General features: G+C 63.7%; 27 protein-coding genes. 19 read left to right on the plus strand and 8 right to left on the minus strand.

What is annotated here, in order from left to right:
* Positions 1 to 9: 9 nt before the first annotated feature.
* Complete coding sequence (locus GLR48_RS03630) at positions 10 to 1,290, minus strand: ferredoxin:protochlorophyllide reductase (ATP-dependent) subunit N (RefSeq protein WP_237058749.1); 1,281 nt, start codon at positions 1,288 to 1,290, stop codon at positions 10 to 12.
* On the minus strand, positions 1,287 to 1,787 hold the full coding sequence (gene bchF, locus GLR48_RS03635; RefSeq protein ID WP_442915745.1) for a 2-vinyl bacteriochlorophyllide hydratase: 501 nt from the start codon (positions 1,785 to 1,787) through the stop codon (positions 1,287 to 1,289). The genes GLR48_RS03630 and bchF overlap by 4 nt, the downstream gene beginning before the upstream one ends.
* A gap of 270 nt (positions 1,788 to 2,057) precedes the next feature.
* Here bchF and GLR48_RS03640 point away from each other — a divergent pair, with 270 nt between their 5' ends.
* Together GLR48_RS03640 and ppsR are read left to right on the plus strand one after the other, a co-directional pair.
* On the plus strand, positions 2,058 to 2,798 hold the full coding sequence (locus GLR48_RS03640) for a cobalamin B12-binding domain-containing protein (RefSeq protein WP_237058751.1): 741 nt from the start codon (positions 2,058 to 2,060) through the stop codon (positions 2,796 to 2,798).
* A 35-nt stretch (positions 2,799 to 2,833) separates the two neighbouring features.
* Positions 2,834 to 4,246, plus strand: a complete 1,413-nt coding sequence (gene ppsR / locus GLR48_RS03645) for a transcriptional regulator PpsR (protein WP_237058753.1) — start codon at positions 2,834 to 2,836, stop codon at positions 4,244 to 4,246.
* Positions 4,247 to 4,250: 4 nt separating this feature from the next.
* On the opposite strand, the gene GLR48_RS03650 is transcribed toward ppsR, so the two are convergent.
* On the minus strand, positions 4,251 to 4,745 hold the full coding sequence (locus GLR48_RS03650; RefSeq protein WP_237058755.1) for a copper chaperone PCu(A)C: 495 nt from the start codon (positions 4,743 to 4,745) through the stop codon (positions 4,251 to 4,253).
* Positions 4,746 to 4,925: 180 nt separating this feature from the next.
* Between GLR48_RS03650 and GLR48_RS03655 the strand changes: the two genes are divergently transcribed.
* From GLR48_RS03655 to GLR48_RS03725, 15 genes are all read left to right on the plus strand, one after another.
* Complete coding sequence (locus GLR48_RS03655) at positions 4,926 to 5,930, plus strand: TAXI family TRAP transporter solute-binding subunit (RefSeq protein ID WP_237058757.1); 1,005 nt, start codon at positions 4,926 to 4,928, stop codon at positions 5,928 to 5,930.
* A 108-nt stretch (positions 5,931 to 6,038) separates the two neighbouring features.
* Positions 6,039 to 6,866: an urease accessory protein UreD gene (locus tag GLR48_RS03660; RefSeq protein WP_237058766.1), complete on the plus strand. Its 828-nt coding sequence runs from the start codon at positions 6,039 to 6,041 to the stop codon at positions 6,864 to 6,866.
* A gap of 1 nt (position 6,867) precedes the next feature.
* Positions 6,868 to 7,170, plus strand: coding sequence for an urease subunit gamma (locus GLR48_RS03665; RefSeq protein ID WP_237058768.1), 303 nt, complete (start codon positions 6,868 to 6,870; stop codon positions 7,168 to 7,170).
* 42 nt (positions 7,171 to 7,212) lie between these two features.
* Positions 7,213 to 7,518, plus strand: a complete 306-nt coding sequence (locus GLR48_RS03670; protein ID WP_237058774.1) for an urease subunit beta — start codon at positions 7,213 to 7,215, stop codon at positions 7,516 to 7,518.
* A 1-nt stretch (position 7,519) separates the two neighbouring features.
* Positions 7,520 to 7,837 carry an antifreeze protein gene (locus GLR48_RS03675; protein ID WP_237058775.1) on the plus strand — a complete coding sequence of 106 codons (318 nt, stop codon included), beginning with the start codon at positions 7,520 to 7,522 and terminating at the stop codon, positions 7,835 to 7,837.
* A gap of 4 nt (positions 7,838 to 7,841) precedes the next feature.
* Positions 7,842 to 9,551 carry an urease subunit alpha gene (ureC, locus tag GLR48_RS03680; protein ID WP_237058776.1) on the plus strand — a complete coding sequence of 570 codons (1,710 nt, stop codon included), beginning with the start codon at positions 7,842 to 7,844 and terminating at the stop codon, positions 9,549 to 9,551.
* 120 nt (positions 9,552 to 9,671) lie between these two features.
* Positions 9,672 to 9,896: a hypothetical protein gene (locus tag GLR48_RS03685; RefSeq protein WP_237058777.1), complete on the plus strand. Its 225-nt coding sequence runs from the start codon at positions 9,672 to 9,674 to the stop codon at positions 9,894 to 9,896.
* A gap of 16 nt (positions 9,897 to 9,912) precedes the next feature.
* On the plus strand, positions 9,913 to 10,359 hold the full coding sequence (locus GLR48_RS03690) for an urease accessory protein UreE (protein ID WP_237058778.1): 447 nt from the start codon (positions 9,913 to 9,915) through the stop codon (positions 10,357 to 10,359).
* Positions 10,349 to 10,984 carry an urease accessory protein UreF gene (locus GLR48_RS03695; protein ID WP_237058780.1) on the plus strand — a complete coding sequence of 212 codons (636 nt, stop codon included), beginning with the start codon at positions 10,349 to 10,351 and terminating at the stop codon, positions 10,982 to 10,984. Before GLR48_RS03690 ends, GLR48_RS03695 begins: the two co-directional genes overlap by 11 nt.
* On the plus strand, positions 10,981 to 11,601 hold the full coding sequence (gene ureG, locus GLR48_RS03700; protein WP_237058782.1) for an urease accessory protein UreG: 621 nt from the start codon (positions 10,981 to 10,983) through the stop codon (positions 11,599 to 11,601). Before GLR48_RS03695 ends, ureG begins: the two co-directional genes overlap by 4 nt.
* Before the next feature lie 65 nt (positions 11,602 to 11,666).
* Positions 11,667 to 12,443 carry a transglutaminase-like domain-containing protein gene (locus GLR48_RS03705; RefSeq protein WP_237058784.1) on the plus strand — a complete coding sequence of 259 codons (777 nt, stop codon included), beginning with the start codon at positions 11,667 to 11,669 and terminating at the stop codon, positions 12,441 to 12,443.
* A 62-nt stretch (positions 12,444 to 12,505) separates the two neighbouring features.
* Complete coding sequence (locus tag GLR48_RS03710; protein ID WP_237058789.1) at positions 12,506 to 13,933, plus strand: circularly permuted type 2 ATP-grasp protein; 1,428 nt, start codon at positions 12,506 to 12,508, stop codon at positions 13,931 to 13,933.
* A 4-nt stretch (positions 13,934 to 13,937) separates the two neighbouring features.
* Positions 13,938 to 14,879 (plus strand): alpha-E domain-containing protein, encoded by a 942-nt coding sequence (locus GLR48_RS03715; protein WP_237058790.1) that lies wholly within the window; start codon positions 13,938 to 13,940, stop codon positions 14,877 to 14,879.
* A gap of 9 nt (positions 14,880 to 14,888) precedes the next feature.
* The gene (locus GLR48_RS03720; protein WP_237058791.1) at positions 14,889 to 15,686 is read left to right on the plus strand and encodes a transglutaminase family protein; all 798 of its coding nucleotides are present in this window, start codon (positions 14,889 to 14,891) and stop codon (positions 15,684 to 15,686) included.
* Between the two features lie 31 nt (positions 15,687 to 15,717).
* Entirely contained in the window at positions 15,718 to 16,449 is a 732-nt protein-coding gene (locus tag GLR48_RS03725; RefSeq protein WP_237058792.1) for a peptidase, read from the plus strand.
* On the opposite strand, the gene GLR48_RS03730 is transcribed toward GLR48_RS03725, so the two are convergent.
* Positions 16,446 to 16,967, minus strand: a complete 522-nt coding sequence (locus GLR48_RS03730; protein WP_237058794.1) for a PAS domain-containing protein — start codon at positions 16,965 to 16,967, stop codon at positions 16,446 to 16,448. The genes GLR48_RS03725 and GLR48_RS03730 overlap by 4 nt on opposite strands.
* A gap of 76 nt (positions 16,968 to 17,043) precedes the next feature.
* Between GLR48_RS03730 and GLR48_RS03735 the strand changes: the two genes are divergently transcribed.
* A complete protein-coding gene (locus GLR48_RS03735) occupies positions 17,044 to 20,526 on the plus strand; it encodes a chemotaxis protein CheB (protein ID WP_237058796.1) in 3,483 nt (1,160 codons plus the stop codon).
* Positions 20,489 to 20,872 (plus strand): response regulator, encoded by a 384-nt coding sequence (locus GLR48_RS03740; RefSeq protein ID WP_272911365.1) that lies wholly within the window; start codon positions 20,489 to 20,491, stop codon positions 20,870 to 20,872. Before GLR48_RS03735 ends, GLR48_RS03740 begins: the two co-directional genes overlap by 38 nt.
* Before the next feature lie 6 nt (positions 20,873 to 20,878).
* Here GLR48_RS03740 and GLR48_RS03745 read toward each other — a convergent pair whose 3' ends face one another.
* The 4 genes from GLR48_RS03745 to GLR48_RS03760 all read right to left on the minus strand — a co-directional run bounded on the left by GLR48_RS03745 (position 20,879) and on the right by GLR48_RS03760 (position 25,475).
* Positions 20,879 to 22,000 carry a Gfo/Idh/MocA family protein gene (locus GLR48_RS03745; protein ID WP_237058799.1) on the minus strand — a complete coding sequence of 374 codons (1,122 nt, stop codon included), beginning with the start codon at positions 21,998 to 22,000 and terminating at the stop codon, positions 20,879 to 20,881.
* Positions 22,001 to 22,078: 78 nt separating this feature from the next.
* The gene (locus tag GLR48_RS03750) at positions 22,079 to 23,134 is read right to left on the minus strand and encodes a sugar phosphate isomerase/epimerase family protein (RefSeq protein ID WP_237058801.1); all 1,056 of its coding nucleotides are present in this window, start codon (positions 23,132 to 23,134) and stop codon (positions 22,079 to 22,081) included.
* Between the two features lie 23 nt (positions 23,135 to 23,157).
* Complete coding sequence (xylA, locus tag GLR48_RS03755; RefSeq protein ID WP_237058803.1) at positions 23,158 to 24,453, minus strand: xylose isomerase; 1,296 nt, start codon at positions 24,451 to 24,453, stop codon at positions 23,158 to 23,160.
* Positions 24,450 to 25,475, minus strand: coding sequence for a LacI family DNA-binding transcriptional regulator (locus GLR48_RS03760; protein WP_237058805.1), 1,026 nt, complete (start codon positions 25,473 to 25,475; stop codon positions 24,450 to 24,452). Before GLR48_RS03760 ends, xylA begins: the two co-directional genes overlap by 4 nt.
* Positions 25,476 to 25,490: the final 15 nt, after the last annotated feature.

The following is a 25,490-nucleotide window of genomic DNA, read 5'->3' on the forward strand; positions in this document are numbered from 1 at the left end:
GGAGGGACGTCATTCGGCCGCCTCCAGTCGCAGCAGGGATTTCCGGCGGACGGGGCGGCTGAAGAGACCAGCAAGGTCGCCGGCCTGTTCGTAGAAATGAACCGGGGTGAAGACGAGCTCGATGGCCCATTTCGTGGTCAGGCCCTCGGCCTCCAGCGGGTTGGCGAGGCCGAGGCCGCAGACCGTGAGGTCGGGGCGGGCGGCGCGGACGCGGTCGAGTTGCAGGTCGACGTCCTGGCCTTCGCTGATCTGCGGCCCGGCGGGCAGCAGGTCGAGGTCGGGGCCGTGCAGGGCGTCGTGGATGTAGGGGCTGCCCACCTCGATCGCGGTCATGCCGCATTCGCGGGTCAGGAAGCGGGCCAGCGGAATTTCAAGCTGGCTGTCCGGGAAGAAGAAGACCGATTTGCCGTTCAGATGCTCGGAGGCCTGCGCGATCGCCTTGCGGGCGCGGGCGCGGGGGGCGTCGGTGACGGCGGCGAAGGTTTCAGCGCTGACACCAAATTCGGTGGCGACGGCCTGCAGCCAGAGGGTCGTGCCTTCTTCGCCAAAGGGGAACGGGGCCGCGATGTGGCGCGCGCCGCGGCGTTCCAATGCGGCGTGGGTTTCGCCAAGGAAGGGCTGCGTCAGGGCGAACACCGTGTTCGGGCCGACGGCGGTCGTGTCGTCGATGCGGCGGGCGGGCAGCAGGCGGATGTTGTCGATCCCCATCTGGCCCAGCAGGGACAGCATCTGATCCTCGACCACATCGGGCAGTGCGCCGACCAGCAGCAGCTCGCGGGCGGTCGTGTCCTTCAGGACCGGGACCATGGACGCGAGGCAGGCGTCTTCGCCTTCGGTGAATGTCGTCTCGATCCCCGAGCCGGAGTAGTTCAGCACCCGGACGTGCGGCGCGTGGACCTGGCTGAGCCGTTCGGCGGCGCGGGCGAGGTCGATCTTGATGACCTCTGACGGGCAGGACCCGACGAGGAACAATTGCCGGATATCCGGACGGCGGGCCAGCAGGCGGGCGACCTCGCGGTCGAGTTCGGTGTGCGCGTCCTTCATGCCGGCCAGATCCTGCTCTTCCAGGATCGCGGTGCCGAAGCGGGGTTCGGCGAAGATCATCACGCCGGCGGCGGATTGCAGCAGGTGGGCGCAGGTGCGGCTACCCACGACGAGGAAGAAGGCGTCCTGCATCTTGCGGTGCAGCCAGATGATGCCGGTGAGGCCGCAGAAGACTTCGCGCTGGCCGCGCTGCTTGAGGACCGGTGCGGTACGGCAGCCGCCATTGATCGGGGCGAGATCGTTCATGCCGTCACCCCTGCATCCAGACGGGCGCGGCGCAGCTTCAGCACGAACTGGCCCGCGTTGATGACGTAGGTGACGTAGGCGGCGAGCGCCGTCAGCATCAGTGTTTCGGGTCCCATGGATCCGGTGACAAGGCCCCAGACATAGGCGGTGTGCAGGGCGATGACCGCAAAGCTGAACACATCCTCCCAGAAGAAGGAGGGCGCAAAGAGATATTGGCCGAAGACCACCTTTTCCCAGATGGCGCCGGTGACCATGATCAGGGCGAGGCAGACCGTCTTGACGATGACCGAGGCGTTCGCCGCCGCGTAGCCGTCGCCGGTGGCGAGGTAGCGCAGCACGAGGGCCAGAGACACGAGGAACACCAGGAACTGGACGGGTGCGAGGATCCCTTGCACCAGCGTCCAGCGGGTGGCGTCGCGGCGGGCGCGTTCCTGCGGCGTATAGAGCGGACGCACGGCCTGCGGGGCCCCTGCGGTCTGCTGCATCGTTGCTGACATGGTTCGCCCCCTGACACTTCGTAACGTCAGATTAGAAGCGATTCTGCCCATGTGTCAACTAGACGTTACACATTTAGCCAGAGAAGCGCACAGACATGGCCGTATCTAAAATTAAGATAATACGATCAAATTCAGGGGGTTGAATGAAATATCCGCCGAGACCCCACATCAAGTGTCAATTTTCTTTGACATTTACGGCGCCATTTTCGACTATGTGTGTAAGGCCAAATTTCCACGCAGCGTCTTTTTTCGGAAGAAGGACATCGGCACATGAGTCAGTTGATGGCGCACGACCTGACCTATTACGTGCCGGAGGATGCAATCCCGACGCTGCGCACCTGCGATGACGTCGCCATTGCGCTGCGATCCGCTGCGCTGTCGCCTGATTCCACCGCATGCACCGCCGTCATCGCACGGGCCCAGGCAGCCGGGTTCGCCGATGCCGATCTGACGGACATCTGCATCGTGCAGGCGGCGCGCCGCCTTGGAGAGAACTGGTGCGACGACGTCCTTGGGTTTGTCGATGTCTCGATCGCCACGGCACGTCTGCAGGGTCTGTTGCGCACCCTGGGGCGCAGCTTGCGGGCCGATGCCGCAGGTCATGGCAATGCCGCCACCCTTCTGGTCGTGTCGGCGGCGCAGGCACAGCACACCCTTGGTCCCAGCCTTGTCGTGGCGCAGTTGCGCCGGCGCGGCTATTCCGTCGGGCTGCTGCTGGATGCAGGACCCGGCGCGGTGCGCACATATTTGCGGCGTGCGCCGGCGGATGCGGTCTTCGTGTCCTGCGACCATACCGAAAAGCTTGTCAATCTGCGTCCGATCGTGACAGAAGCACGCAAGACGCAACCCGGTGTCCGCATTGTTGTCGGCGGACCAGGTATTTCCGAGTGTTCCGCAGTATGCAGGATAACCGGCGCCGATCACGCGACATCGGATCTCGAAGAGGCGCTAATCCTATGCGGACTGACCAAAACGGCGTCACAGGCGACGACCGCAGAAATGATGATGTGAATGTTACCCGCCATGCGTCTTCGGGACGATCCGCGATGACGCCGCGCGGTACGAAATACTGGAAAAGCGGCGATATCCCGCTGATCGGCCCCGATATTCTGGGGCATATCCTGACCGCCGTGGCCGACGTGGGCCTTGTCATCTCGGAAGAGGGTCAGATCCTGTCGGTGCTTGTCAATCCCGCCTTCAGCGACCGTGGCCGGTTCGAGGCGCTGGATGACACGGATATCGCTGATTCCCTCAACTCTGAAAGTCGCGGCAAGTTCAAGAAACGCCTTGCGGCCTTTGTCACCGGTGAAGGTGACGTCAGGCCGGTCGAGGTGAACCATACGGGCACCGCCGGGCGACAAGAGCTGCCGGTTCGCTACAGCTTTCACCGGATCGGAACGGCGGGCGCAATCCTGCTGCTGGGCCGCGACCTGCGGCCCGTCGCCGAGATGCAGCAGCAGCTGGTTTCGGCGCAGATGGCGCTGGAACGCGACTACGAGGCCCATCGCGATTACGAAATGCGGTTCCGGGTCTTGCTGGACAATGCGCCCGGCGGCGTCCTGATGATGACCATGCAGACCGGCCTGATCACCGAGGCGAACCCCGCCGCGGCCGATCTGTTTGCCCGGCCACGCGACACGATTCTGGGCCAGCCGATGCTGAACCTGTTCGACACGCGCCAAGGGGCGAACCTGATCGACCGGCTGACGACGCAGGCCCTGTCCGGCACGCCGACGCCGGTTGCCGTGGCCCTGAAGGGGCGAGAGCGGACGATCCTGCTGCGCCCCACGATCTTTCGCGCGGCTGGCGAGCGGATCATGCTGTGCCATATCGAGACCAGCGAAACCGCGGAACTGTCGGGCGACAGTCTGGATCAGAACCTGCGCGGCATGTACGGTCAGGGGCCGGACAGCATCGTCTTTGCGGGCGCTGACGGCGATATCCTGTCGGCGAACGACAGCTTCCTGAACCTGATCGGTGCGGCCCATGACGTCAGTGTGCGGGGGCAGCCGCTGCCGGACATGCTGCAGCGTGGGTCCGTCGATTTCAAGGTGATGACAGAGAACGCATCCCAGACCGGACGCCTGCGGGCTTACGCCACCAAGATTGCCGGCGATTACGGTAGCCCCCGCGACATCGAAATCGCGGTGACACGGTTTCAGGCCGGTCAGGCGCCGGTCTTTGCCTTCGTCATCCGCGAAGTCGGGGCCGTCGATGGCCCGCGCGGCGAGCCGCGCGACGATGGTCTGGGATCGGTCAAGGAACTGGTCGGCAGCTCGACGCTGAAGGACATCGTGTCCGAGACGACGAACGTCGTCGAGAAGATGTGCATCGAGACGGCGATCGCGCTGACGATGAACAACCGCGTTGCCGCCGCCGAGATGCTGGGCCTGTCGCGCCAGTCGCTTTACGTCAAGCTGCGCAAGTTCGGACTGATCGACCGCGACACCAACGACTGACGGGTCAGTTGGTGGCGGGCATCGTGTGGGTCATGGTGCCGTGATCCATCGCGTCATCGGCGGCCTCGACGTCGAAGACCACGTCGACGCGTCCCGCCCGCTCGAAGATCAGGGTGGCGGGCACTTTTTCACCGGCCTCCAGCGGATCGCCGTTCAGACCCATGAACATGATGTGCAGACCACCGGGCGCAAACGTGGCGGTCCCCCCGGCGGGCACGACCACGCGGTCCATCGCCGTCATGCTGGCGACGCCGTCGGTCATCACGCTGTCATGCATCATCACGCGGGGATAATCGGCCTCGATCCCGATCAGGGCATCGTCTTCGGTGCCAGAGTTCATGATCGAGACATAGCCGGCCCCGGCCATGGCCGACGCCGCCGTCGCACGGGCAAAGGGATGTTCGATATGCAGGTCGCCCACCTTGTAGTCGTGGCCCATGGCAAAGCCGGGCAGCAGGCCGACGGACAGGGCGATCATCAGGCGGGTCAGGGACGACATGGGGTTCTCCGGTAAGCAATGCAATCAGTCGGGCCGACCTATGGATACACGGGCCGCAGCGAAAGGGGCAAAAGGCCGCACGGCGCCCGGGGTCGCGGAAATTTGCCATAGGCGGGGCGAAAGGCCTCTGCCATAGTTTGCGGCGATACACAGGTTTAGGTTGCCGGACGAGAGGACAGGATGAGGTTTTTCAAGACAACGATGGTCGCCGCCCTATGGCTGGCGCAGGGACTCCTGACCCCCGTCAGTGCAGAGCCGGCAGAGTATGTCCTGGCCACCGGGTCCACGGGCGGCACGTATTATCCGGTCGGCGTGGCGCTTGCGACGCTGATCAAGGTCAAGCTGCAGCCCGACGACGGCATCGGCATGTCGGCGCTGACCACCGCCGGGTCAGGCGAGAATATCCGCCTGCTGCACGACGGTCAGGCGCAGTTCGCCATCCTGCAGGCGCTGTACGGTCAGGATGCAGCGACAGGGAGCGGCACGATGCAAGAGGCGGGTCCGCAAACCGCGTTGCGGTCCGTGGCGATCCTGTGGCCCAACGTCGAACATTTCGTCGTGGCGACCGCGGATGCAAAGACTGGCACGATGGCCGACCTGCTGGCGCTGGCCGGTCAGCCGATGGCCCTTGGCGCACCCGAGTCCGGCACACGCGGGTCGACCCAGGCATTGCTGGACGGGCTGGGGGTGAAGACTGACGCCGGCCTGAGCGACGCCGACTACGGCGCCGCCGTTGCCGCATTGGAAGCGGGCGAGGTGAAGGCGATCAGCCTGCCCGGCGGCGACCCCGTTGGCGCGCTGGCCGAACTTTTCGCCTCGGAACGCGAGGCCTATAGGCTGCTGAGCTTTACCGCAGACGAGGCGAAGACTGCGGACGCGGGGCGCGGGCTGTGGTCCGCCTATACGATCCCCGCCGACACCTATGCCGGTCAGGGTAAGGAACTGAGCACCATCGCACAGCCCAATTTTCTGGCGGTGAATGCCGATGTGTCAGAGGACAACGTCTATCGCATCACCCGCGCGATCTTTGAAAACCTGCCGTTTCTGCAGGCGATCCACCCCGCGACGCAGGCGCTGGCGGTGGACAAGGCCCTGGCCGGACTGCCGCTGCCGCTGCACCCCGGCGCCGCGCGCTACTATCGCGAAATCGGGATCGAGATCCCCGACGCGCTGATCGCGCAGTAGCGGGCGCGCCGCGACAGACGCCCTTTTTTTAGGCGGAATCGCGGGAATATGGGACCACGCGCCGGGACGCTGTTGCCTCGGTCCGCCAAGTTTGTGCAAGGTCCGGGGATGAACCTCTCATTGCACCATCCCGTCGACGATCCGCACCGCCTGACACCGCGCGCGCAGGGCGGGTTGCGGATCGGTGTGCGGGACGGCAACCGGCTGGATGCGCTGCGGCAGTCGGGGGCATCAAAGGCGTTGTTCCCGCGCCACGCCGGACGCGATCTGCTGGCGGTGACCCTGAACACCGCCGGCGGCGTCACCGGCGGCGACCGCTTCACCCTGACGGCAGAGGTCGCGGCGGACAGTCACCTGACCCTGACGACCCAGACGGCAGAGCGGATCTACAAGGCGCAGCCGGGCCAGACCGCCCGCATGACGACGGATGTGACGATTGCGCCGGGCGGGCGCCTAGACTGGTTGCCGCAGGAAACGATCCTTTTCGACCGCTGCCGCCTGCACCGCAGGCTGCATGTCGACATGGCGGCAGAGGCCCGGTTCCTGGGGGTCGAGACGCTCGTGCTGGGCCGCGCGCTGATGGGTGAGCGGATCGCCGCGGGGCATCTGAAGGACGATGTGCGCATCACGCGCGGTGGCGATCTGGTCTTTGCCGACGCGGTGGCGCTGGACGGCGCCGTGTCGGACCGGATGGCCGCGGCGTGGTGCGGCGGCGACGCCGGGTGCATCGCCAGCGTGACCTGTGTGGCGCCGGAGGCCGAAAGCCACCTTGCCGCGCTGCGCGCCCTGATGCCCGCGACTGGCGGCGTCAGCCTGATCCGCGACGGCGTGCTGTTTGCGCGCCTCGCGATGCCCGACAGTTTCGACATGCGCCGGGTGCTGATCCCGATCCTGACCACCCTGCGCGGCCCCCTGCCCCCGACCTGGACCCTGTAAGATGCAATTGACCCCCCGTGAAAAAGACAAGCTGCTGATCGCCATGGCCGCAGAAGTCGCCCGCAAGCGCCTGTCGCGCGGCGTGAAACTGAACTATCCCGAGGCGATCGCCTTGATCACCGATTTTGTCGTCGAAGGCGCGCGCGATGGCCGCAGCGTGGCCGACATGATGGAGGCGGGCGCGCACGTCATCACGCGCGATCAATGCATGGAAGGCATCGCCGAAATGCTGCCGGATGTGCAGGTGGAGGCGACCTTTCCGGATGGCACCAAGCTGGTGACGGTCCACCAGCCGATCCGTTGAGTTTTGAGTTTATTTGGTCAGATGAATGAAGGATGTCGTGCAATGATCCCCGGCGAAGTGTTCACGGCAGACGGCGAAATCGAACTGAACGCAGGGTCTGCGGTCGTGACTTTGATGGTCGCCAATACCGGCGACAGGCCTGTGCAGGTGGGCAGCCATTATCACTTTGCCGAGACGAACCCCGCGCTGGATTTCGACCGCGATGCGGCACGGGGCATGCGGCTGGACGTGGCCCCCGGCTCTGCTGTGCGGTTCGAACCCGGGCAGCGGCGCGAGGTCAACCTGATCGCAATCGGCGGGCGGCGGCATATCTATGGGTTCAATGCAGCCGTCATGGGAGAATTGTGACATGGCCCGGAATGCGACCCCGCTCGAACTTTTCAAGACCAATATGGAACTGGGCATGATGCTGGCCGAGGCGCAAAGCGTCATCGCCATGCGCGTGATGGGGTGGGGTGGGCTGTGGTCCGTCACCAACACCGAAAACGACCGCATGATGTCCGAAAAGACCGAAGCGATCACCAAGTCCATGCAGAATGCCACGCTGGCGGCGATGACGGGCAAGCGTGCCGACGAGATCGTCAACGCTGCCGTAAAGCCGCTGCGCCAGAAAACCCGCGCCAATGTCAAACGACTGGGCAAGCGCGGCCCCACAAAGATGAAGTGAGCCCATGCCAGCCCTGATATCCCGCGCGAACTATGCCGCCACCTTTGGCCCGACGACCGGCGACCGGGTGCGTCTGGCCGACACCGACCTGATCATCGAGGTCGAACGCGACCTGACCACCTATGGCGAAGAGGTGAAGTTCGGCGGCGGCAAGGTGATCCGCGACGGGATGGGGCAGTCTCAGGTCACGCGGGCGGGCGGGGCGGTGGACACGGTCATCACCAATGCGCTGATCGTGGATCATGCGGGCATCTGGAAGGCGGACGTGGCGCTGAAGGACGGGCGCATCCACAAGATCGGCAAGGCGGGCAATCCGGACACGCAGTCCGGCGTGGACATCATCATCGGGCCCGGGACCGAGATTATCGCGGGCGAAGGGCGCATCCTGACCGCCGGCGGATTCGATAGCCACATCCACTTCATCGCGCCGCAGCAGATGGAGGATTCGCTGCATTCCGGCGTCACCACCTGCTTTGGCGGCGGCACCGGGCCTGCGCATGGGACCTTGGCCACCACCTGCACGCCGGGGGCCTGGCATATTGGACGGATGCTGCAGGCCTTCGACGGGATTCCGATGAACATCGGCCTTGCGGGCAAGGGCAATGCCAGCCAGCCCGATGCGCTGGTCGAGATGGTGAAGGCCGGGGCCTGTTCGCTGAAGCTGCACGAGGATTGGGGCACGACGCCTGCGGCCATCGACTGCTGCCTGTCGGTGGCCGACGACATGGACGTGCAGGTGATGATCCACACGGACACGCTGAACGAATCCGGCTTTGTCGAACATACTGTGAAGGCCATGAAGGGCCGCACGATCCACGCCTTTCACACCGAGGGCGCGGGTGGCGGTCATGCCCCCGACATCATCAAGATCTGCGGCGAGGAATTCGTCCTGCCGTCATCGACCAACCCGACGCGGCCCTTTACCGTCAACACGATCGAGGAACACCTCGACATGCTGATGGTCTGTCACCACCTCGACAAGTCGATCCCCGAGGACGTGGCCTTTGCCGAATCCCGTATCCGGCGCGAGACCATCGCGGCAGAGGATATCCTGCACGACATGGGCGCGTTTTCGATCATCGCCAGCGACTCTCAGGCGATGGGGCGCGTAGGCGAGGTGCTGATCCGCACTTGGCAGACCGCCGACAAGATGAAGAAGCAGCGCGGGCGTCTGGCCGAAGAGACGGGCGACAACGACAACTTTCGCGTCCGCCGCTATATCGCGAAATACACGATCAACCCGGCGATCGCCCATGGCATCAGCCACGAGCTGGGGTCCGTGGCCGAGGGAAAGCGCGCCGATCTGGTGTTGTGGAATCCGGCGTTCTTTGGCGTGAAGCCGGAAATGGTGCTGTTGGGCGGCACCATCGTCGTGGCGCAGATGGGCGATCCGAATGCCAGTATTCCCACGCCGCAGCCGGTCTACTCTCGGCCGATGTTCGGCGCCTATGGCGGGTCGTTGCGGCACGGCAGCGTCAGTTTCGTCAGTGCGGCGGCGCAGGATGCGGGCATCCGCGACAGCCTTGGCCTGTCCAAGCAGACGGTCGCGGTGAAGAACACGCGCAACATCGGCAAGCGCGACCTGATCCTGAACGACGCCCTGCCGCAGATCGACGTGGACCCGGAAACATACGAAGTCCGTGCCGACGGCGAGTTGCTGACCTGCCAACCGGCAGAGGTTCTGCCGATGGCCCAGCGCTATTTCCTGTTCTGACGATGGGTAGCAGGGTTGCACGATACGCATTTGTAGTCAGCAGTGCTGACCTTATATTGGATGGCAAGGGAGGAGACCTGATTTTCACCACAGCGGCACTGGCCGCAGATAAGGTTTCCAATGGCTACGCAAACACTCAGCGCACCGCGCAACGCCGCAATCCGCGAAAAGGTCGATGCCTTCTTCGCATCCATCGGTCAGGGCATGAATGCCTACATGGAACGTCGGTCGCGGATGGGGCAGATTCAGGCCCTCGAAGCAAAGACCGACGCGGAACTGGCCAAGATGGGCATCCGGCGCGACCGGATCGTGCACCACGTCTTTCGCGACCTGTTCTACGTGTAAGTGACGGGGTCTGCGCATGACGCAGCCCGTCGCACATCACGTCACCCACGACCACAGCGCGCAGGTGTCCGACACTTGCGCGCTGACTTATGACGCGCGGCTGATGCGGCGCAAGGTGCTGACCAGCGATGGCGGCACCTCTTTTCTTGTCGATCTGGAACATACGACCTCGCTGAACGATGGCGACCTGCTGGTGCTGGACGACGGGCGTTTTGTGCGCGTGACGGCGGCGAAGGAGCCACTCTTTCGCGTCAGCGGCGACATGGCCCGGCTTGCCTGGCATATCGGCAACCGCCACATGCCCTGCCAGTTCGCGGGCGATCATCTGCTGATCCTGCGCGATCCGGTGATCGGCCACATGCTGAAGGATCACTTGGGGGCCGAGGTGACCGAGGTTGACGCCCCCTTCGTGCCCGAAGGCGGGGCTTACGGTCACGGCCGCACGCTGCCCCATGCGCACTGACGGGCTGCTGACCCTGATGCAATGGCTCTCGCCCGGCTTTCCGCTGGGCACCTTCGGCTATTCCCACGGGCTGGAACAGGCGGTGGCGGACGGGGGCATCACCTCGGCGGACGATCTGCGCGACTGGCTGCGGGCGGTTCTGACCGACGGCACCGGTCGCAACGACGCGATTCTGCTGGCCGAAGGCTATCGCAGTGACGACCCCACCCAGATCGATACGCTGGCCCGCGCGCTGGCGCCGTCGCGCGAGCGGCTGCTGGAAACCACGGCGCAGGGCGAGTCCTTTTGCAGCACGGTCAACGCCGTCTGGGGCACCGACCTGCCGCCACTGTCATTGCCCGTCGCGGTCGGGGCTGCGGCGCGCGGGCAGGACATCCCGCTGGAGCCTGCGCTGCAAGCCTATCTGCATGCTTTCGCTGCCGGACTGGTCTCTGCCGCGCAGCGGGCCATGCCGCTGGGCCAGACGCAGGCCCAGCGGGTGCTGGCCGAGATCACGCCGCTGTGCCAGTCGATGGCGGCGACCGCGCTGACGCAAACTCTGGATGACCTCGGCAGCAGCGCCTTCATGGCAGAGATCGCGGCGATGCGGCACGAAACCCTGCAACCAAGGATATTCCGGTCATGACATCCCCCCACGGCCCCCTGCGCATCGGCATCGGCGGACCCGTCGGCGCAGGCAAGACGACACTGACCGCCAAGCTGGCGCAGCGGCTGCGCGATCAGGTGTCGCTGGGCGTCATCACCAATGACATCTACACGCAGGAAGATGCCGAGGCGCTGATGCGGATGCAGATCCTGCCGCAGGACCGCATCATCGGGGTCGAAACCGGCGGCTGCCCGCACACGGCGATTCGCGAGGATGCGAGCATCAACCTCGCCGCCGTGGCCGAAATGCGCCGGCGCCACCCGGACCTTGACCTGATCCTGATCGAAAGCGGCGGCGACAACCTGTCCGCCACCTTCAGCCCCGAATTGGCCGACCTGACGATCTACGTCATCGACGTTGCGGCAGGAGAGGAAATTCCCCGCAAGGGCGGCCCGGCGATCACCCGGTCGGACATTCTGGTCATCAACAAGACAGACCTTGCACCGCATGTCGGCGCGTCGCTGGAGGTCATGGCGCGCGATGCGGCGCGGATGCGCGGCGACGGGACCGTGTGTTTCACGGCCTTACGTCACGATCAGGGGCTGGACCCCATCGTTGCGCGCATCGCGGGTCTTGGCGGGTTGGAACTGGTATGACATAGGACGCAGGACAGCGCCCCTTGCCGGGGTCGTCAGCGACACCTCCAGACAGGAAGAATGACTTGGACAGCCAGATCACTGTGCGTTTGAACTATGGCGTACCGCAGCCCTGCGCCCTGCTGCTGCAGATCCGCGCCATGACCGACGCCAGCCAGACCGTGACGTGGGAAAACACGGAAATCGCGGCATATAAATCGTTCCGCGACATGCCCGCCGAAGAAGGCATCGGCAACCGCATCTGGCTGGAAACCAACGGCGACCTGATCCTGACCTATTCGGCGCAGATCAGCGTCAACCGCTTCGTGGCGCGCCTGGATACGCTGCGGGAAACGCCGCTGTATCAGTTGAACGCGCCGACGATCAAATATCTGATGGCCTCGCGCTATTGCACCGCCGACGCCTTTGCGGATTTTCTGGCCGACACCTTTGGCCACCTGACGGGCGGGGCCAAGGTGCTGGCGATGTCCCAGTGGATCACGGACAACCTGACCTATGACAACGACAGCAGCGACGGCGACACCACCGCCGAAGACACCTTTGCCGCGAAACGCGGCGTCTGTCGCGACTATGCGCATCTGCTGATCGCCTTCTGCCGGTCCAGCGCCATTCCGGCCCGTATCGCCAGCGTCTACAGCCCCGACGTGACACCGCCGGATTTCCATGCCGTGGCCGAGGTTTACCTGAACGGCGGCTGGCACCTGATCGACCCGACCGGCATGACGACGCCGGACCGCATGATCGTGGTCGGCGTGGGACGCGATGCGGCTGACGTCGCTTTTTTAACCGCTTTCGGGACGGCAACGCTGAACGAACAGTCGGTTTCTGTCACGGCGCGCTAACATGTCGCAGATTCTTGCCTGAATTATTTGCAGATCAGCCAGAAAGCATTAACCTCCACTTTATGAATACAAAACCAGAACACTTTGACGAGATGCGGGTCGGCGACGACTCGGTGCGCAACCCATACGAAGGCTACAAAAGCTGGTTTGACGAACAGCCGCCGGGCCGGTTCTCGCGCAAATCGAAAGAGGCAGAGGCCTTCTTTCGGCGGACGGGTATCACGTTCAACGTGTATGGGCAGGTGGCCGCACAGGAACGCCTGATCCCCTTCGATCTGGTGCCGCGCATCATCTCCAGCCGCGAATGGACCAAGCTGTCGCGCGGGATCGAACAGCGGGTGCGCGCGATCAATGCGTTCCTGCACGACATCTATAACCGTCAAGAAATCCTGCGCGCCGGTCGAATTCCCATCGACCTGATCGCCCGGAACGAGGCGTTCCTGCCGCAGATGATGGGCTTTTCGCCGCCGGGCAATGTCTATACCCATATTGTCGGCACCGATATCGTCAGGACCGGAGAGGACGATTTCTTCGTCCTCGAAGACAACGCGCGCACGCCGTCTGGTGTCAGCTACATGCTGGAAAACCGCGAGACGATGCTGCAGATGTTCCCCGAGCTGTTCAGCCGCATCAAGGTGCAGCCGGTCAGCGACTATCCCAAGAACCTGCGCCGGTCGCTGGCGGCCTCTGCGCCGAAATCCTGCGGCGGCAAGCCGGTGATCGCGGTGCTGACGCCGGGCATCTACAACTCTGCCTATTACGAACATTCGTTCCTTGCCGACCAGATGGGCGCAGAACTGGTCGAAGGGCACGATCTGCGCGTGGTGGATGGCCATATCGCGATGCGCACGACCCGGGGCTACAAGCAGATCGACGTGATCTACCGCCGGATCGACGACGAATACCTTGATCCGCTGACGTTCAATCCGAAATCCATGCTGGGTGTGCCCGGCATCATGGACGTCTACCGTGCGGGCAATATCACCATCGCCAACGCGCCGGGCACCGGCGTCGCCGACGACAAGGCGATCTACAGCTACATGCCCGATATCGTTGAATTCTACACCGGTGAGAAGGCGATCCTGAAGAACGTCGAAACTTTCCGCTGCGGCGAGCCCGAGAGCCTGAAATACGTCCTCGACAACCTCGCCGACCTTGTCGTGAAAGAGGTGCATGGCTCTGGCGGCTACGGCATGCTGGTCGGCCCCGCCGCCAGCAAGAAGGAACTGGCCGATTTCGCCGACAAGCTGCGCGCGCGGCCCGGCAATTATATCGCCCAGCCGACGCTGTCGCTGTCGACCGTGCCGATCTTCGTGAAAAAGGGGCTTGCCCCGCGCCACGTCGACCTGCGCCCCTATGTGCTGGTCAGCCCCGAGGGGATCAACATCACGCCGGGCGGCCTGACCCGCGTGGCGCTGACCGAAGGGTCGCTTGTCGTGAATTCCAGCCAAGGAGGCGGCACCAAGGATACCTGGGTGCTGGAGGACTGAGACTATGCTGGGAAAAACCGCTGGCGGCCTGTTCTGGATGTTTCGATTTCTGGAACGCGCCGAAAACACCGCGCGTCTGGTCGAGGCCGGATTCCGTATCGCCCTGACCCGTAGTCAGGATTCGTCCAGAGAATGGGAATCCGTGGTCACGACCGCCGGGGTCTGTGACGATTATCTGAAAAAGCACAGCGACTTCACCGCAGCCAGCGCGATCGACTTTCTGTTGCGCGACAAGGACAACGCGTCGTCGGTATATTCGGTCATCAAGTCGGCGCGCGACAACGCCCGTCTGGTCCGCACCGCGCTGACGGTCGAGGTCTGGACGGCCGTGAACGACAACTGGATGACGATGCAGGAACTGCTGAAGCGTCCGATCAAGGAAACCGACCTGCCCCGCGTGCTGGACGTAATCCGGTCGCAATCGGCCCTCGTGCGCGGCGCGCTGCATGGCACGATGCTGCGCAACGACATCTATGACTTTGCCCGCATCGGCACCTTCATCGAACGCGCCGACAACGTCGCGCGCATCATCGACGTGAAGTATTATACGCTGCTGCCCTCGACCAGCTTTGTCGGGTCTTCGCTGGACAACGTGCAGTGGGAAACGATCCTGCGGTCGGTGTCCGCACACCGGGCATTCCGCTGGCTGGACGAGGAGGACATGACCGCGTCCAGCGTCGCACGGTTCCTGATCCTTGATCCCCGCCTGCCCCGGTCGCTGGTCTTTTCGATGAAGACGACGGTGGAAAACCTGAATTATCTGGCCGAGGATTACGGCGAGCGGCACGCCTGCCACGATCATGCGGACCAGATGCTGAAAGGCCTGCGGGAACGCGACATCAAGTCGATCTTTGACGAGGGCCTGCACGAGTTCATCACCGGGTTCATCCACGACAACAACGCGCTGGGTATGCTGATCGAGCGCGATTACAAGTTTTACAATTAGGATAGAGCCTTGGATCTGCGCATCACCCATACCACGACCTATTCCTATGATCAGCCGGTCAGCTATGCGTTGCAGCGGCTGCATCTGCGGCCCCAGTCGAACGTGATGCAGACCGTGCTGGACTGGTCGCTGGAGGTCGAGGGCGGCGTGGTCGAGCTGACCTGCGACGATCATCACGGCAACATCATGGATCTGGTGAACACCACCCGCGGCGCCACGGAACTGAAGGTGACGGCCAGCGGCACCGTGCGCACGCAGGACAAGGCGGGCGTCATGGGCAAGGTCTATGGCGCGGCGCCCTTGTGGCATTTCACCCAGCAGACCCACCTGACCGAACCCAGCAAGGCGATCCGCGCGCTCGCCAAGCCGCTGAAGACGACGGACAACCCGCTGCGCGACCTGCACGCCGTCTCTGCCGCCATTCTGAACGCGGTGCCCTATGCCACCGGCCAGACCTATACCGAAACAACGGCGGAAGAGGCGCTCGCCGGTGGGGCCGGTGTCTGTCAGGACCACGCGCATATCATGATCTCGGCCGCGCGGGTGGCGGGGATGCCGGCGCGCTATGTCTCGGGCTACTTGCTGCTGGACGACCGGATCGATCAGGACGCCAGCCACGCCTGGGCCGAGGTGCATCTGCCCACGCTGGGCTGGGTCGGGTTTGACGTCAGCAACGGGATCAGCCCCGACATGCGCTATGTCCGCATCGCCATCGGGCGCGATGCGCGCGATGCGGCCCCGATTCAGGGGGTGCGCATGGGACCGGGGGACGAATCGCTGATTGTCACGCTGCAGGTCCAGCAGTAGAAGCGACCTGACCTAAATCAGAGAATACCCCATGACCTATTGCGTCGGCCTGCGTCTGAACCGCGGCCTTGTCTTCATGTCCGACACCCGCACCAACGCAGGCGTCGACAACTTTTCGATGACGCGCAAGATGTTCACTTGGCAGGCCCCCGGCGACCGCATGATCACGATCATGACCGCAGGCAACCTTGCCACCACGCAATCGCTGATTTCCCTGCTGGAAGAGCGGAGCAAATCTGCCGCCGACCGCGACCCCAGCATCATGCGCGAACCCACGATGTTCCAGGTCGCGCGCCTTGTCGGCGCGACCCTGCAAGAGGTCATCGCCTATTCCTCGCCCTTGGGCGACACGTCCGGCCAGCATTTCCGCGCGACGGTCATCGTCGGTGGCCAGATTGCGGGCGGCGTGCCGACCGTGTTCATGGTCTATCCCGAAGGCAACTTTGTCGAGGTGACCGAGGAAACCCCGTTCTTCCAGATCGGCGAGACGAAATACGGCAAGCCCATCCTCGTGCGCGCCTACGACGCCGAGATGACCTTCGAAGATACGGTCAAGCTGCTGCTGGTGTCCTTCGATTCGACCGTGAAATCGAACCTGTCGGTCGGCCTGCCCTTCGACATCGTCTGCTATGAAAAGGATACCTTCGAGATCCACAAGCGGGCGCGGGTCGAGGCGGACGATCCGGTCTATCACCAGATTTCCAGCGGGTGGGGCAACGCGCTGCGCGAAGCCTTCGTGTCGCTGCCGACCTACAAGCTTTAGGTTTCCATCCACAGGCGGACGGCGGCGGCCATGGACCGGGCCAGCGCCTGACGCGACGTCGCACGCAGGCGTTCGTTCAGGTCCAGCAGCTTGTCGATTTCCCGCACGATCTGATTGCCATGCGCTTCGGCTGCGGCCGCGCGCGTCTCGGCATTGACCAGAAACTGCGCGCCCACGACGTAGGCCAGATTGCCCTCGCGGTCCTGCAGCGGTTCGATGATCAGCAGGTTGTTGAAGGTCGTGCCGTCCAGACGCCGGTTCTGGAACACCGCCTGCGCTGCAGTCCCGTTTTTCAGCGCATCGCGGATCACGGCCCGCGGCGCGTCGTTTTCAAGGTCGGACTGCAGGAACCGGCAATTCCGTCCGATCATCTGATCGGTATCGTAGCCCGTCACCGTGCAGAACGCCGGATTGACATACACCAGCGGAAAGTCGTCCTGCGTCCCGTCGGCAATCGACAAAGAGATATTCGACTGATCCAGCCGCTGCGCGACTTCTTTCATGTTCAGTTTCGGCATGACATCCTCTGGTAGCACTCGACCAACTGCCTACGCGGATTATTTCGCCAACGTAAGACTATTTGCGGAGCCACCGATGACGACGACCGAGACCAACGCCACTGCCAGCGATGAACAGATCATTGTCGGTATCGGTGCGTCTGCCGGAGGGCTGGAGGCGATACAGAGCTTTCTGGACCGGCTGCCCGATCAGCACGATCTGGTGTTCGTCATCGTGCAGCATCTGGACCCCGACCACGACAGCCTGATGGAAGAGTTGCTGAACCGGCGCACGAAATCGCCGGTCGTGACCGCCTATGACGGGTGCAAGGTCGAACCCGGCCACATCTATCTGATCGCACCGGGCGAACTGCTGACCATCGAAGACAACACGCTGCGGACGGAAAAATTCGCCCAGCCCCGCGGCATCCGGCGCCCCATCGACGTCTTTCTGACCTCGCTGGCCAACCATTCCGGCCTGAACGCCGTCGGCGTCATCCTGTCCGGCACCGGCAGCGACGGCAGCCACGGTGTGCGCGATATCAAGAACAACGGCGGCCTCGTGCTGGTGCAGCGCCCGGAAGAGGCGAAATATAACGGCATGCCCCGCGCCGCGATCGCCAGCGGCGCCTGCGACCTGATCGTCCCCGTCGCCGAAATCGTCCCCGCGCTCGAGGATTTCTTTCATCGCGTCGGCGATCTGACATCCAGCAACATCACGGATGGAGAGTTGATTTCCCGCGTGGCCCGCCACCTGCGCAACCGGACAGGGCACGATTTTTCCGAATACAAACCCGGCACCCTGCTGCGCCGCATCGCAGTGCGCATGTCGATCCTCGGGTTGGCCAAGTCCGCGGATTATCTGCATCACCTGATCAACGATCCGCAGGAAGCCGAAAAGCTGTTCAGCAGCATCCTGATCAACGTCACCAGCTTTTTCCGCGACGATGACGTGTTTGATGCGCTGCGCGAAAGTATCATTCCCGATCTGGTCAGCAGTGTCGGTGCGGGTGGCGACCTGCGCGTCTGGGTCGCCGGCTGCTCGACCGGAGAGGAGGCCTACAGCCTCGCGATCATCCTGTCCGAGGCGATGGAGCGGCAGAACATCTGGCCGCGCGTCTCGATCTTTGCCACGGATATCGACGAAGACGCCCTGCGCACCGCGCGGCGTGGCGAATACGGTGACGAGATCGCGGGCCGGATGCCGTCCGCAACGCTGCAGCGGTATTTCAGGGCGCGCGCGACCGGATTTGTCGTGACCGACGCCATCCGCAACATGGTCCGGTTTTCCAACCAGAGCCTGATCAAGGATCCGCCGTTTTCGCAACTTGACCTGATCTGCTGCCGCAACGTCCTGATTTATTTCGAAAAGCCGCTTCAGACATCGGTCATCAACTCGTTTCATTACGGTCTGCGCGAAGGCGGCACGCTGGTTCTCGGCAACAGCGAGGCCATCAACAAGGGTGACGCGCTGTTCGATGAAATCTCGCGGCATCTGCGGATCTTCACACGCAGGCCAGGGCCTGCGGCGCGCCTTGACCTGCGCCCGGCGGACCGCCCCTATTACCGCCCGCCCAGCGCCCAGCCGCAGGATGACCATGCCCTGCCGCCGCAGCCCTATGCCGCCGACGTAATGACCCATTTCTCGCCGCCCTACATGGTGCTGACGCCGCAGTCCGATCTGGTCTATGCGTCCACCAGCGCCACCGCATTCCTGCAGGTGACGGGCGGGCGGCCACAATCGTCTGTCCTCAAGATGGTCAGGCCCGAACTGGAACCCGCCCTTGGACGGTTGCTGCGGTTCGACCAGAAGACGGACCAGACCCAGAGTATCCTGTTCGAAGGCGATCTTGACGGCGATCGCAGGCGGTTGCGCATCAGCGGACGTCAGATCGCCGACCAGAACATCCTCGTGGTGTTCGAGGACCAGATCGTGACGAACGATGCGACGATCGCAGACCCCGCCGCCGAAGGGGCCGAAACACGACGCTATACCCGCGAGTTGGAAGCCGAACTCGACGCGACGCGCGACCGGTTGCGGATTACCATGGAAGAACTCGAGACATCCAACGAAGAGCTGAAAAGCTCCAACGAGGAAATGATGTCGATGAACGAGGAATTGCAGTCCGCAAACGAAGAGCTGACGACCACCAACGACGAGTTGAATTCCAAGATCACCGAAATCCGCGATTCCAACGCGGACATGAGCAATTTCATCAAAAGCAACAAGATCAGCACGGTCTTTCTTGACGAACAATTGCGTCTGCGCCGGTTCACGCCGGAGGCGCGCAATCAGTTCCGGTTCGTCACCTCTGACATCGGTCGCCCGCTGGACGATATCGGATCCGATCTGGACGTGGCACAGATCCTCGATGACTGCCGCGCGGTCATGCAGACCGACAAGATGATGGAAGCGGAATACGAAAGCCGCGACGGCCTGACCTACCGTGCCCGCATCGTGCCCTTCGACGGCGACCCGTCCGTGGGCGGCGGCGTGGTCCTGTCGATCTTTGACGTGACGGAATTGCGCCGCTTCGCGCGCGAGGCCGAAGAGCAGCGCAACCTGTCCGAACAGCGCCTGACCGAGATCGAGGATCTGTATGCCGTCAGTCCGCAGGCGATGGGCATGCTGGACGAAAATCTGCGCTATGTCCGCGCCAACCCCCGGCTGGCCGATCTGTGCGGCACCTCCGTCGCCGATCTGATCGGCCGTCCCCTCGGCACCCTCGCCATGGGCCTGCGCGAAGAGATCGAGCCGATGGCGCGGGACGTGCTGGAGAACCAGACGCGCATCGAGAACAGGCAGTTTCGTGGCAAGATGCGCAGCATGCCGGACAAGGACAGGGTCTGGGAAACCGACTGGTATCCGGTCTATCACAACGGTGTCGTGGCCGGTGTCGGCGTGAACGTCCGCGACATCACCGACCAGATCCAGATGCAGTACGAACTGCGCCGCGTGATGCAAGAGCTGCAACACCGGGTCAAGAACATGCTGGCCAACGTGCTGGCGCTGGTGTCCCGCGCACGCCGTGACGCGACCAGCGACCGAGAGGTCTTTTCCGCCCTGTCCAAACGGATTCAGGCGCTGGCCCAGACCCACAAGCTGCTGACCCAGTCGAACTGGTCCTCTGCCAACCTGCGTCAGGTGCTGGAACCCGAGCTGACCGCGATCTACGGCGCCGACCGGATCCAGATGAAGGGACCGGAAATCGTGGTCAACGCCCGCGCTGCGCTGTCGCTGGGCATGGCGATCCACGAACTGGCCACCAATGCGGCCAAATACGGCGCCTTCTCGGTGCCGGACGGTGCGGTGCGCCTGTCCTGGGTCCGGCAGGATGACGGCGAATCCGACATGTACATCTTTCGCTGGAAGGAACAGGGCGGACCGGAACCCACGACCGCCGGCGACGACGGTTTCGGCACCCAACTGATCCGGTCCACGATCACCGGCAGCCTGAACGGTGCGGTGACATTTGACTGGGAACCAGATGGATTGTCGTGCGTTCTGACGATACCTGTGTCTGCGCTTATCGAGATCCCGAATGAATCACTCTTCAACTCCAGTACCCTCCAGATCTAGCCTGCTCTACGTTGAAGATGAGGTGATCGTGGCACTGGATGTTTCCGACGGCCTCGAACATGAGCTCGGGTTCGAGGTCGAGATGGCGCACAATCTGACCACCGCAATGGAAAAATGCGACAGCATGTCGTTCGACTATGCGCTGCTCGACATGAATCTGGGGAACGGCGAAAACAGTCTGGCACTGGGTCTGCGACTGGCGCGGAAAGGCACGCACGTCGTCTTCGCCTCCGGCTACAATCGCAACGAGATTGCAGAGATCGAGGCCTTCCAGCTGATCGAGAAGCCGTTTCTTCTGTCCGATATCTCGGCCGCTTTCGCGGCAGAGCGTGCAAAGTGCGGCTAGGCTGCGTCAGACCTTGATCCAGGCCGCATCGGCGGCCGACGACCGGACACAGGCATCGACGAACACGACACCCGCCAGACCGTCCCGCACCGTTGGATAGACGGCATCAGACGACTCTCCGCGGCCAGCGGCCTCGATCGCATCGGCGGCAGCGCTGTAGATATTGGCAAACCCTTCCAGATATCCCTCAGGGTGCCCCCCCGGAATACGCACGCCATCGGTGGCACCGGACGCACCGTTGCGGGTCAGGATCTGCGTCGGCTGACCAAAGGGCGTGTATTCCATGACGTTCGGATTCTCCTGCCCCCAGGACAGCCCGCCCTTGTCGCCGTAGACCCGCAGCGTCAGCCGGTTTTCATTCCCCGGCGCGACCTGCGAACACCACAGCATGCCCCGCGCCCCGCCGTTAAAACGCAACAGCACATGACCGTTGTCATCCACCCGCCGTCCGGGGACAAAGGACTGCAGATCGGCGGCCAGACTGTCCAATTTCAGGCCCGTAACGAAACAGGCGAGGTTATAGGCATGGGTGCCGATGTCGCCGGTCGATCCACCCGCACCCGATCGTGCGGGGTCGGTGCGCCAGTCGGCCTGCTTGTTGTCGGCATCGGGTGCCTCTGTCAGCCAGTCCTGCGCATATTCCACCTGCACGACGCGGATCGCGCCAAGGTCGCCGTTCACCACCATCTGCCGCGCATGCCGCATCAACGGATAGCCGGTATAATTGTGGGTCAGCACGAAGAGCGCACCGGACGCCTCTGCCACCGCAACAAGTTCCTTCGCCTCTTCCAGCGTCGCGGTCAGCGGCTTGTCGCAGATGACGTGGATGCCGCGCGACAGGAACGCCTTCGCGGGACCCGCGTGCATGTGGTTCGGCGTCACGATGGCGACCGCCTCGATCCCATCGGCGCGCGCCGCCTCCGCCTCAGCCATCGCGTCGAAGTCTGCATAGATGCGGTCCTCGGCCAGTCCCAGCTCCAGCCCCGACTCGCGTGACTTTTCCGGTGTCGACGACAGCGCCCCTGCGACCAGTTCATAGCGGTCATCCAGCCGCGCCGCATAGCGATGCACAGCGCCGATAAAGGCCCCCTTGCCGCCGCCCACCATGCCCAATCTGATCCGAGCCATCGCGCCACTCTCCTGTCCGTCTTCTTCTGGTCAAAAATACTTCGGGGTCCGGGGCTGGCCCCGGTCCGACCGTCCGTGTCAGCTCAACCCCAGCATCCTGCGATTCATCGCGTCGTCCGTCCCACCCGCCGCGAAATCGTCGAAGGCATGCGGCGTGACACGGATGATGTGGTCGCGCACGAACTGCGCGCCTTCGCGGGCGCCGTCCTCGGGATGCTTCAGCGCACATTCCCATTCCACTACGGCCCAGCCGTCGAAGTCATTCGCCGCCATCTTGGAAAACACCGCGCCGAAATCGACCTGACCATCGCCCAAGCTGCGGAATCGCCCGGCGCGGTCGACCCATGACTGATAGCCGCCATAGACGCCCTGCCGTCCGGTCGGATTGAACTCCGCGTCCTTGACGTGGAACATGCCGATCACGTCCTTGTAGATGTCGATGTTGTCGAGATAATCCAGACACTGAAGCACGTAGTGCGACGGATCGTACAGCATCTTGGCGCGGGCATGGTTGCCCGTCCGTTCCAGAAACATCTCGAAGGTGACGCCGTCGTGCAGATCCTCGCCGGGGTGGATTTCATAGCACAGGTCGATGCCGCGGCTGTCGGCGTGGTCCAGAATGGGCCGCCAGCGTTTCGCCAACTCATCGAACGCCGCCTCGACCAGCCCCGCGGGCCGCTGCGGCCACGGATAGACGTAAGGCCACGCCAGCGCGCCGGAAAACGTCGCCTGCGCGGTCAGGCCAAGGCGCGCAGAGGCATCCAGCGCCTTCTTCACCTGTTCCACCGCCCAGACTTGCCGTGCCGCAGGGTCGCCGTGCACCGACGGGTCCGCGAACCCGTCGAAGGCAAGATCATAGGCCGGATGCACCGCGACAAGCTGCCCCTGCAGGTGTGTCGACAGCTCTGTCACGGTGATCCCGTTATCGGCCGCCTGCCCCCTCCAGTCGTCGCAATAGGTCTGGGACGTCGCGGCCTTATCGAGGTCGATCAGCCGCGCGTCCCAACTGGGCACCTGCACCCCGTCATAGCCTGCGGATTTGGCCCATTTCGTGATGCCGTCCCATGTATCAAAGGGGGCGTTGTCCCCCGCGAATTGCGCCAGAAACAGCGCCGGTCCCTTGATGGTCTTCATGGGTGTCCTCCCAGACGTTCGCGTCAGACGTAACGGTTGACGATGTTTTCCAGCTTTTCCTGCCGCCCGGACACGGGCTGCGGGTCCAGACCTTCGGCGCGGGCGGCGATGCCGTCCAGCGTCTGGCCGTCGTCCAGATAATCGACCTTGTCCCATCCAGCGTAGCGGGCACGGCGCGGGGCTTCCAGTGCGTCATCCTCCAGCATCTTCGCCGCCGCCTTCAGGCCGCGGGCGCAGATATCCATGCCGCCGATGTGGGCCGCGATCAGATCCTCGGCATCCAGCGACTGGCGACGCAGCTTGCTGTCGAAGTTCGTACCGCCTGTCGTGAAACCACCCGCCTTCAGCACCTCGTAATAGGCAAGTGCCGCCTCTGGCGTGTTGTTGGGGAACTGGTCGGTGTCCCAGCCGGACTGATAATCGTTGCGGTTCATGTCGATGCTACCGAACAGGCCCAGCGTGCGGGCCATCGCCAGCTCATGCTCGAACGAATGCCCGGCGAGGATCGCGTGGCCCTGCTCGACGTTGACCTTCACCTCATCCTCCAGCCCGAACCGTTTGAGGAAACCGTAAACCGTGGCGACGTCGTAGTCGTACTGGTGCTTGGTCGGTTCCTGCGGCTTCGGCTCGATCAGGATCGCGCCCTTGAAGCCGATCTTGTGCTTGTATTCCACGACCATCTGCAGGAAGCGGCCCATCTGCTGCAATTCGCGGTCAAGGTCCGTGTTCAGCAGCGTCTCGTAACCCTCGCGACCGCCCCACAACACATAGTTCTCGCCGTTCAGCCGGTGGGTGACGTCCATGCAGGCCTTCACGGTTGCGGCACAATAGGCAAAGACATCGGGATCGGGGTTCGTCGACGCACCGGACATGTAGCGGCGGTTCGAGAACATGTTCGCCGTGCCCCACAGCAGTTTCGGCCCCCCGTCCGCCATCTTCGCCTCGAAATAATCGGCGATCTGGTTCAGGCGGTCGCGGCTCTCAGTCAGGGTCGCGCCTTCGGGGCGGACGTCGTGGTCGTGGAAACAGAAGTAGGGCGTGCCAAGGATGCGGAACATCTCGAACGCGGCATCGGCGCGCTGCTTGGCAAGGTCCATCGTGTCGGCCGGGAACCAAGGCCGCTGGAAGGTCTGACCACCGAAGGGGTCGCCGCCTTCCCAGACGAAGCTGTGCCAGTAGGCCACGGCAAAGCGCAGGTGGTCTTCCATCCGCTTGCCCATGACGACCTCGTCCGGGTTATAGTGGCGGAAGGCCAGCGGGTTGGTGCTGTCAGGCCCCTCGTAGGTGGCCGGTGCGATGCCTTGGAAGAATTCGGTCATTGGACATTCTCTTTGATGAAGATGTTAAGGGGGATATCGCCACGATCGGGACCGACGGGTTGCCCGTCGGCCAGATCGCGCATGATGGACATGGCGCGGGTGATGGCGCGGGCGGGGTCCTGATCGATCACCAGATCGAACAGGTCCGCGCGCAGTCCGGCCCGGGTGGTTTCGGTCAGTTCGTGCAGGATCGTCACGGGGCGGAACACGGAATTGGCCTGCGACAGCGCTGTCACAAGACCCGCATTGCCGGCGCCGATGGCATAGATCCCCATCAGCGGCGCGTCGGCCATGGCCTGCCCCGCGATGGCGGCAATACGGCCCGCATCGTCGAAACCTTCGGCGACGGGCAGCACGGTCAGCGCCGGAAACTCGGCCTGCAGAACCTGCCGGAATCCCAGCAACCGCTGCGCGTGGTCGCGCGCGGCCAGCGAACCTGCGATCACCAGCACCGGCCCACTGGGCTTGCGCATGAAACGGCCCATGAAACTGCCCGCCATCCGGCCGGCGGTTTCGTTGTCCGGCCCGACATAGATATCGCGACTGTCGCCGCCGACGTCCGACACCAGCGCAAGGATGCGGACACCCGCAGCGCGCAGGCGGGCCAGCTCTGCCCTGACCGCGGGCACATCGGTCACCATGACGGCGGCGCAGTCGGTCTGCGCGGGGTCGATCCGCCGCAGCGCCGCGACCTGTGCTGCCGGATCGAATGTTTTTGAGGATCGCACGTCAACCAAGACGCGATCCTTGCGATATCGGGCCGACTCGGTGTCGATGGCGGCGATCAGGTGACGCACGAAAGAGGACTGCCCGGCCGGCAGCAGGAACGTGAACCGATAGCCACGACCACGCGACAAGTTCGCCGCGAACTGGTCGCGCACATATCCTGTCTTTTCGACTGCAAAATGGACTTTTTCGACGGATTTCGCCGCAACGCCACCGCGGTTGTTCAACACGCGGTCGACCGTCGCCAGACTGACCTGCGCTTCGCGCGCGACATCGTGAATCGTCGGTCTGTCCATGGCATCCTCCCGCCC

Source organism: Loktanella sp. M215 (assembly GCF_021735925.1).
Taxonomy (GTDB): Bacteria; Pseudomonadota; Alphaproteobacteria; order Rhodobacterales; family Rhodobacteraceae; genus Loktanella.

Bases quoted from the DNA above. Each gene is read 5' to 3' on its own strand.
- GLR48_RS03750 (WP_237058801.1), bottom strand. From the start codon at position 23,134: ATGAAGACCATCAAGGGACCGGCGCTGTTTCTGGCGCAATTCGCGGGG.
- GLR48_RS03675 (WP_237058775.1), top strand. From the start codon at position 7,520: ATGGCCCGGAATGCGACCCCGCTCGAACTTTTCAAGACCAATATGGAA.
- GLR48_RS03640 (WP_237058751.1), top strand. From the start codon at position 2,058: ATGAGTCAGTTGATGGCGCACGACCTGACCTATTACGTGCCGGAGGAT.
- ureG (WP_237058782.1), top strand. From the start codon at position 10,981: ATGACATCCCCCCACGGCCCCCTGCGCATCGGCATCGGCGGACCCGTC.
- GLR48_RS03650 (WP_237058755.1), bottom strand. From the start codon at position 4,745: ATGTCGTCCCTGACCCGCCTGATGATCGCCCTGTCCGTCGGCCTGCTG.
- GLR48_RS03630 (WP_237058749.1), bottom strand. From the start codon at position 1,290: ATGAACGATCTCGCCCCGATCAATGGCGGCTGCCGTACCGCACCGGTC.
- ppsR (WP_237058753.1), top strand. From the start codon at position 2,834: ATGACGCCGCGCGGTACGAAATACTGGAAAAGCGGCGATATCCCGCTG.
- GLR48_RS03735 (WP_237058796.1), top strand. From the start codon at position 17,044: ATGACGACGACCGAGACCAACGCCACTGCCAGCGATGAACAGATCATT.
- ureC (WP_237058776.1), top strand. From the start codon at position 7,842: ATGCCAGCCCTGATATCCCGCGCGAACTATGCCGCCACCTTTGGCCCG.
- xylA (WP_237058803.1), bottom strand. From the start codon at position 24,453: ATGACCGAATTCTTCCAAGGCATCGCACCGGCCACCTACGAGGGGCCT.
- GLR48_RS03745 (WP_237058799.1), bottom strand. From the start codon at position 22,000: ATGGCTCGGATCAGATTGGGCATGGTGGGCGGCGGCAAGGGGGCCTTT.
- bchF (WP_442915745.1), bottom strand. From the start codon at position 1,787: ATGTCAGCAACGATGCAGCAGACCGCAGGGGCCCCGCAGGCCGTGCGT.
- GLR48_RS03670 (WP_237058774.1), top strand. From the start codon at position 7,213: ATGATCCCCGGCGAAGTGTTCACGGCAGACGGCGAAATCGAACTGAAC.
- GLR48_RS03665 (WP_237058768.1), top strand. From the start codon at position 6,868: ATGCAATTGACCCCCCGTGAAAAAGACAAGCTGCTGATCGCCATGGCC.
- GLR48_RS03740 (WP_272911365.1), top strand. From the start codon at position 20,489: ATGAATCACTCTTCAACTCCAGTACCCTCCAGATCTAGCCTGCTCTAC.
- GLR48_RS03760 (WP_237058805.1), bottom strand. From the start codon at position 25,475: ATGGACAGACCGACGATTCACGATGTCGCGCGCGAAGCGCAGGTCAGT.
- GLR48_RS03710 (WP_237058789.1), top strand. From the start codon at position 12,506: ATGAATACAAAACCAGAACACTTTGACGAGATGCGGGTCGGCGACGAC.
- GLR48_RS03660 (WP_237058766.1), top strand. From the start codon at position 6,039: ATGAACCTCTCATTGCACCATCCCGTCGACGATCCGCACCGCCTGACA.
- GLR48_RS03715 (WP_237058790.1), top strand. From the start codon at position 13,938: ATGCTGGGAAAAACCGCTGGCGGCCTGTTCTGGATGTTTCGATTTCTG.
- GLR48_RS03685 (WP_237058777.1), top strand. From the start codon at position 9,672: ATGGCTACGCAAACACTCAGCGCACCGCGCAACGCCGCAATCCGCGAA.
- GLR48_RS03690 (WP_237058778.1), top strand. From the start codon at position 9,913: ATGACGCAGCCCGTCGCACATCACGTCACCCACGACCACAGCGCGCAG.
- GLR48_RS03725 (WP_237058792.1), top strand. From the start codon at position 15,718: ATGACCTATTGCGTCGGCCTGCGTCTGAACCGCGGCCTTGTCTTCATG.
- GLR48_RS03695 (WP_237058780.1), top strand. From the start codon at position 10,349: ATGCGCACTGACGGGCTGCTGACCCTGATGCAATGGCTCTCGCCCGGC.
- GLR48_RS03655 (WP_237058757.1), top strand. From the start codon at position 4,926: ATGAGGTTTTTCAAGACAACGATGGTCGCCGCCCTATGGCTGGCGCAG.
- GLR48_RS03730 (WP_237058794.1), bottom strand. From the start codon at position 16,967: ATGCCGAAACTGAACATGAAAGAAGTCGCGCAGCGGCTGGATCAGTCG.